The organism is Methanobrevibacter sp. (assembly GCF_045636185.1).
GTDB lineage: Archaea > Methanobacteriota > Methanobacteria > Methanobacteriales > Methanobacteriaceae > Methanocatella.
The window spans coordinates 1-6791 of record NZ_JAZTXC010000177.1 but is presented as its reverse complement, the minus strand read 5'-3'; the positions used below and the strand labels follow the sequence as shown (position 1 = coordinate 6791).

The following is a 6791-nucleotide window of genomic DNA, read 5'->3' as shown; positions in this document are numbered from 1 at the left end:
GTGTTGCCTGTGAATATGCAGTTGTCAATTAAACCGTTGTTTCCTAACCAGTAAACGGCACTTAAATCGGTATGTGTTGAGGATATAATAGGACTAATAGTGCATTCGCCTATTTTCGGCATATCTTCTATTTTTGGCGTAATGGGGATGTTAAAACCATTGTATTTTGCATTTATTAAGGTTAAATTAATGATTTTTACGTTGTTTCCGGTTATTTTAAAAAGTGCGGTATTGTAATTTCCGTCAATAATGTGGCCGTTACCGTTGATAGTTACGTTATCTGTTGCAATTAATATGCCTTCATGCGTAATGATTTTTGGACCAATATAATCGGGATTACTGCAGGGATCAAAAATATAATCTTGATTTATATTGTAAATATCTCCGGCGTTGAGATTTGCAATATCGTTTTGCAGGTCATCAAAATTACATGGCGTAGATATATCATTAATGGGGATATCTGAACCAGAATTTACCGTTATATTTGTATTATCACTTGCTGATGCGCAAGAAATGCTTATAAAAGCAATTATTAACATTATTAATAAATATTTCATTTTCATTTTTATTTCTTCCTATTTCGTTGTAATATATTTTTAACTTTTTTTTATATAAATTATTTCGAAAGTAAGTGCTTGCTTACGGGAATTAAATCAGTACATGTGAGTTATATTTGAAAATATAGGATATTTCACTTAAAAATTAATTAAATGCAAACTTAACAGTATTTTGGCATCGTTATGTTATCGGGATGTGTAATTTTTTCAGTTAAAAATAATTATATAAACATGATTGGATAATTTTAATATATGGAAATAAAAGGAAGTACAAATATTGTAGGTTTAATCGGACATCCTGTAGAACATAGTTTCTCACCTCCAATGCATAATGCTGCTTTTATGAAGTTGGGTATGGATTATGTCTACACGGCTTTTGATGTTAATCCTAATAATCTAAAAGAGGCTATTGATGGGGCTTGTGCTTTAAATATTAAAGGATTTAATGTAACAATTCCTCATAAAATTGAAGTAATGAAATATTTGGCAGAAATTGATGAAATCGCTTCATTAATAGGGGCTGTTAACACTATTGACTTTAAAGATTTAAAAGGATATAATACTGATGGAATCGGAGCTATTAAAGCTATTGGTGAAGTTACAAATGTTAAAAACAAAAATATAGTTATTGCAGGTGCTGGTGGTGCGTCTAGGGCAATATCATTTTATTTGGCAAAGTATGGGGCTGAAAATATTACTATATTAAATAGAAATGTTGATAAGGCTCAAAGATTGGCTTTAGATGTTTTAAGTTCCGGATTAATTGATAATGTTGAATCAAATTCCATTGATTCTATGGATTTGGCTAACGCGGATATTTTAATTAACACAACTCCTGTTGGAATGCATCCGAATGTTGATGATACTCCTATTGCATTGGCTAGTGATATGCATGAAGATTTGGTGGTTTTTGATGCTGTTTACAATCCAAATGAAACGGGGTTATTGAAAGAAGCCATTAAGGCAGGTGCAAAACCGATTTATGGAATTAAGATGCTATTGTATCAGGGTGCAGAAAGTTTTGAAATATGGACAGGTAAAAAGGCACCGATTGATGCAATGGAAGAAGCATTGATTAAAACTTTGGGATTATGATATGATGGATTTTATTTTTGATGTTTCCGGATTGGCTGATGAAAAAGAATCATTTACAGATTCAAAAAAAGATGTATTGAAATATTTAAAAATAATTGGAGTTGACAGTCGTTTTATATCATACACTCCTTCAAAAATCTACATTAATAATCTAAGATTTTCCAAGTTTTCAAGAAAGCGTCAGGAGACATTCGGCAAGCAGTATCCTAATATTGAAGTTGTACGAAATTCCCTATTCCAAAAAATATGCTCCAAATCTGCTAAAACTCTTAGTGATATTGAACCTAACTCAACAATATTGATTCCTAAGGATAATTTCATGATTGATGTAATTCTTGAACCTTATACTCGAAAATATGGTGTTAAACTGGTTCATGATGGTGAATATGATTTAATTGCAAATCCGACAATATTGGATGATGAGGTTAATCAGATATTTTCTACAATTTTTGCAGGCAAAGGTTTGGAATTTAATAAAAAAGACAATGAAATTTACCCATTGATTAATGTGCCTTTAAACTGGATTAATTCATTTTTGGAAATGGATGGTAGGGATATAATAAAAAATGAAAATAATGATGAATTAGCATCATCATTTATGGATTTTTTAGAAGATGTTGCACCGCAGTATCGAGAAAATGTGCTAAAAGCATCTGAATTTATAGAAAATAAATTAGAAGTCAAATAATGATGCTTGTTTATTTTTCTTCTCTTTCGGGTCTTCTTCAGGTTCTTCCTCGACCATCTCTTCAGCCATCATCTCTTCTTCGTTTTCTTCACTTTGAGGTTCTTCAGCTTCTTCAGCTTGCGGTTCTTCAGATATTAATTCGATTTCATCTCTTACAGAATCTTCTTCAATAATCTCTTCTTGTGGGATTCCTGCAAACATCTGGTTTTGAAGTTCTTCAGCGCGTCTGTCACGTTCTTCAATACGCATTTCCTCTTTTTTCTTTTCCATCTTTTTAATAACGGATTTAGGTATGACTTTTTTTCTGAAGCGTTTGATTTCGTCTTTTTCCAAATCAAGAAAATCTGAAATTTCCCATGCAAGCTCATCATTCTGAAACATTATTTCCAAATATGGAAACATTGAAATGGCTACAGTATTTGATATATGCATTTTTTCAGACATTTTATCTGCAATACCGTCACGTAAGTTTCTTTTTCCACGATTGCGTCCCATTAATGTAAATACTGTTGGAGATTTAATTGGTGTGAACTTCTTATAGGTTTCCTTTTTGGATGCGCTTACACCGATTCCCATGAAGTCCGTTGCATATTTCCAGTAACCGTAGTTTCTGGTTCTTTGGGCTCTTCCAAAGTATAAATCTGCATTTGACAGGTTTTCATATGCTTTTTTAAGTTCATTTTTATTGGTGTATTCCCTGGCTACATTTTCAGCAATGTACTCCATTACAAGTGTCGGCTCCTCATCAACTCGAAGGGCATCTTTGACATGTTTTGGATTTTTGCTTTTTAATGTGGCCATTACTCCATCAATAATTGTTGATCTGTCATCTTTTGTTGTCACAGTTTCAACGTCTTCCATAGTTACTTCATGAGATGTATCTGCAATTGCTTGAAATGTATTGATTGCTGAACGGATATCTCCATTTGCCTTTTTTGATAATAATTTCAAGGCTTCCTTATCGTATTCAATACCCTCTTCTTTAGCAATATCTTTAAGCATTTTATTGATGGTCGGACTTCTGATTTTTGCCATTTTAATAACTTGACATTTAGGTTTGATGGATTGCAGTCTTTTTGAGTAAAAATCATTGGCTATTAAAATCAGTGGATGTTTAGAAGTTTTAATAATCTCTCCAATGGCTCTAACTCCTCCACGGTCGTTGGTTCCATGGATACCGTCTACTTCATCCATAATAATTAATTTGTATTCGTCGCCAAAAAGTGACCTTGAGGATGAAGATTCGCCAATGGTGCTTTTAATCACGTCTTGAGAACGTTTATCACTTGCATTCAGCTCAATATATTCGGAAAATTCATTGGCTATCGCCTGTGCAAATGTGGTTTTTCCAATTCCTGGAGGTCCAACTAAAAGTAATGGCTGCTGTGGATTTCCATTTTTCCAATTCTCAACCCAGGTTTCTATTATTTTTTTCTCTTTATTGTTACCTAATATCTCTTTTAGGGTTTTTGGTCGGTACTTATCGGTCCATAACATTCGAATACCTTTCTATAAGAATTTTGTTAAAAGAGCTTCAAGCTGTATTCTAGGGTTTGATCCTTCTCTTATTCTAAAATCACAATTGGCTATTGCTTCTATTATGTCAATATAAAAATCAGGATCCATTTTGCCGTCAATAACTCTTCTGGATACTTCCTGATATATTTGGGAAACCATGTCCTCTCCGCTTGTGCCCTGCAAAACCATTGTTTCATGCAGGAGCTTTCTGGAGCCCATAAAGTCTCCGGTCAATGCTTTTGTAATCATGTCAGATATGTCTTGTGGTTTTGATTTTGAAACAACATCATATACACTGTCTTCTGTAATGTGCTCTCCTTCAGAAGCTGTTGCCTGTAGGATATTGACTGCTTTACGCATATCTCCTTCAGCATAGTATACAATTGCTTCAATGCCTTTTTCATCATAATCAAAGTTTTCCTCTTCACATATGAACTTTAATCTGCCAACTATTTCCTCTCCTTTTATCGGTGCAAATCTGAATATTGCACATCTTGATTGTATCGGGTCTATGATTTTTGATGAATAGTTACAGGACAATATGAATGAAGCGGTTTTTGTATACATTTCCATTTCACGTCTTAAAGCATGCTGAGCATCTTTTGTCATGTTGTCAACTTCATCCAGAAATATTATTCTAAATGGAGCTCCAACAGGCTTTAACCTACAGAAATTCTTAATGTCATTTCTTACTGTATCAATTCCTCTAGCATCTGATGCGTTCAATTCCAAGAAGTTTTGTCTCCAGTATTCTCCAAGAATTGATTTAACTAACGCTAGTGCGGTTGTAGTTTTTCCTACACCAGCAGGTCCAGTAAACATTAAATTTGGCATACTTTCTTCGCCAACATACTTTTTAAGTCTATTTATGATATGTTCTTGGCCTACAATGTCATCTAGGCTTTGTGGTCTATATTTTTCTACCCAAGGTCCACTCATTAAATCACCATGATTTTGTAATGTTAAACTATATGTTTGTTAGTTAATAATTAATTTGTGGTAGTGGTTGACAAGTAATATTTTTTCTGAATTTTTCCATTAACTTTTTAAGTTTAAATATATAATATCAATACATAGTTGGGGTGTTAATAATGAGAGGCACATGGAAACTTAGGTTAAGAATGATACTTACATCTGTTTTGATGTTTTCAATCGTTTATTTCTTGGTGTTCCTTATAGGTAGATACCTGGGAATTTCCAGTTGGAGAATATATGCCGGTATAAGTTTAGTGATTATATTTTTACAGTATTGGTTTGGACCATCACTGGTCAAACATTCAATGAATGTAAGGCCCTTGTCTGAAGCGGAAGCTCCTCATATTCACAAAATGGTGGAAGAGCTTGCTCAGGCTGCAGGAGTTCCTAAACCTGAATTGGGTTTGTCTGAAATTAATATTCCAAATGCTTTTGCATATGGAAGAACAAGCAGGAGCGGCCATATTGCGATTACTCGTCCAATATTGGGTTTATTGGATTATGATGAATTGAGAGCTGTATTGGGCCATGAAATGGGGCATGTAAAACATAATGACATGGCAGTAACTGCGGCTGTTAGTGTGGTCCCGATGATTTGCTATTATATCGCATTATCATTCATGTTTTCAGGAGACCGTGATAATGGGGGAACAATCATTATTGGAATTTTAGGTTATGTATTCTATTTAATTGGACAGTTATTAGTATTGTTCATCTCAAGAGTCCGTGAATACTATGCCGATGAAGCTTCTGTTGAATTTGGAAACCGTCCTGCCGCATTAGTGTCTGCATTATACAAATTGTCTTATGGTGCTGCCAAATGTGACAAGGAAACTATTGCTGATTTAAACACCAACAGGGCATTTTTTGCAACTGATATCAATAATGCTCAACATGATATCACTGATTTCCAGCAAATAGACTTTGATGGTGATGGAAAGATATCTGATGATGAATTGAGAAGATTAGCTAATACTGGTGTTAAAATTTCAAAAACCAAAGGAATTATGGAATTATTTTCCACTCATCCGGATTCCCTTAAAAGAGTTAAAAGATTAGCAGAATTAGAAAATTAGGTGTAATTTATGAAAATGATTTTAGATGAACGTGGTAAAAAGTATATCTTAAAAAAAGGCCAAGAATTTCAAAGCGATTTGGGAATAGTTTCTGCGGAGATTTTGTCTGCAGCTGAAATAGGTGATGAAGTTAAAAGCCATCTTGACCACTCATTTAAAATTGTTAAACCTAATGTCAATGACTTTATAGACTTGATGGACAGACGCTGTTCAATATTAATCAAAAAAGATATAGGGACAGTTTTAGCATACACTGGTCTGGGTGCAGGTTCCAGGGTAGTTGATGCAGGAACAGGTGCCGGAGCCATTGCATTGAACTTCGGTAATGTCGTTGGAGAAAATGGCCGGATTTATACCTATGAAATCAGGGAAGACTTTGCTGAAGTGGCAAGGAAGAATATCGAAACCTTTGGAATAACAAACATAGAAGTCAAAAACCAGGACATTAAAGATGGAATTGATGAGAATAACGTTGACCTGGTATTTTTAGACCTTCCAAAGCCTTATGAAATCTTTGAGGAGGTTCTTGATTCATTAAATGTTGGTGGATGGCTGGTTGTCTATGCTCCATATATTAATCAGGCAGAAGTTTCATACAGGGTTGCCAAAAAGCTTAATTTCTATGACATTGAAATTTTAGAAACTTTGGAACGTGGCCTTGAGGTTAGACAGCAGGGCACAAGACCAAAAACCAGAATGGTCGGTCACAGCGGATATTTACTTTTTGCCCGCAAATTATAATTGGGATTGTCCGGAAATAGTTGATTTTTATTAATACTAACTGATTAATTGAATAATACTCAAAATTTCAAATTGATTTAATGTGAATTTTAAAAATTCACTAACTTATTTTTTTATTTAATTAAAAAGGAATTTTTAACC

General features: G+C 33.9%; 6 protein-coding genes and 1 pseudogene. 4 read left to right on the top strand and 3 right to left on the bottom strand.

What is annotated here, in order from left to right; genetic code table 11:
• Positions 1-563 (bottom strand): annotated as a pseudogene (locus tag ACKI3Q_RS09875) (hypothetical protein); the annotation flags it as partial.
• Positions 564-809: 246 nt separating this feature from the next.
• Between ACKI3Q_RS09875 and aroE the strand changes: the two are divergent.
• Positions 810-1652, top strand: a complete 843-nt coding sequence (aroE, locus tag ACKI3Q_RS09870; RefSeq protein WP_407416421.1) for a shikimate dehydrogenase — start codon at positions 810-812, stop codon at positions 1650-1652.
• A 4-nt stretch (positions 1653-1656) separates the two neighbouring features.
• The gene (locus ACKI3Q_RS09865; RefSeq protein WP_407416422.1) at positions 1657-2340 is read left to right on the top strand and encodes an ATPase; all 684 of its coding nucleotides are present in this window, start codon (positions 1657-1659) and stop codon (positions 2338-2340) included.
• Here ACKI3Q_RS09865 and ACKI3Q_RS09860 read toward each other — a convergent pair.
• Both ACKI3Q_RS09860 and ACKI3Q_RS09855 read right to left on the bottom strand, forming a co-directional pair.
• Positions 2326-3837 carry a replication factor C large subunit gene (locus ACKI3Q_RS09860; protein ID WP_407416420.1) on the bottom strand — a complete coding sequence of 504 codons (1512 nt, stop codon included), beginning with the start codon at positions 3835-3837 and terminating at the stop codon, positions 2326-2328. The two genes, ACKI3Q_RS09865 and ACKI3Q_RS09860, sit on opposite strands and share 15 nt — an antisense overlap.
• Before the next feature lie 12 nt (positions 3838-3849).
• Positions 3850-4797 carry a replication factor C small subunit gene (locus tag ACKI3Q_RS09855; protein ID WP_407416419.1) on the bottom strand — a complete coding sequence of 316 codons (948 nt, stop codon included), beginning with the start codon at positions 4795-4797 and terminating at the stop codon, positions 3850-3852.
• A gap of 152 nt (positions 4798-4949) precedes the next feature.
• Here ACKI3Q_RS09855 and ACKI3Q_RS09850 point away from each other — a divergent pair, with 152 nt between their 5' ends.
• Together ACKI3Q_RS09850 and ACKI3Q_RS09845 are read left to right on the top strand one after the other, a co-directional pair.
• Complete coding sequence (locus ACKI3Q_RS09850) at positions 4950-5909, top strand: zinc metalloprotease HtpX (RefSeq protein ID WP_407416418.1); 960 nt, start codon at positions 4950-4952, stop codon at positions 5907-5909.
• A gap of 9 nt (positions 5910-5918) precedes the next feature.
• Entirely contained in the window at positions 5919-6650 is a 732-nt protein-coding gene (locus ACKI3Q_RS09845) for a tRNA (adenine-N1)-methyltransferase (RefSeq protein ID WP_407416417.1), read from the top strand.
• Positions 6651-6791 lie beyond the last annotated feature (141 nt).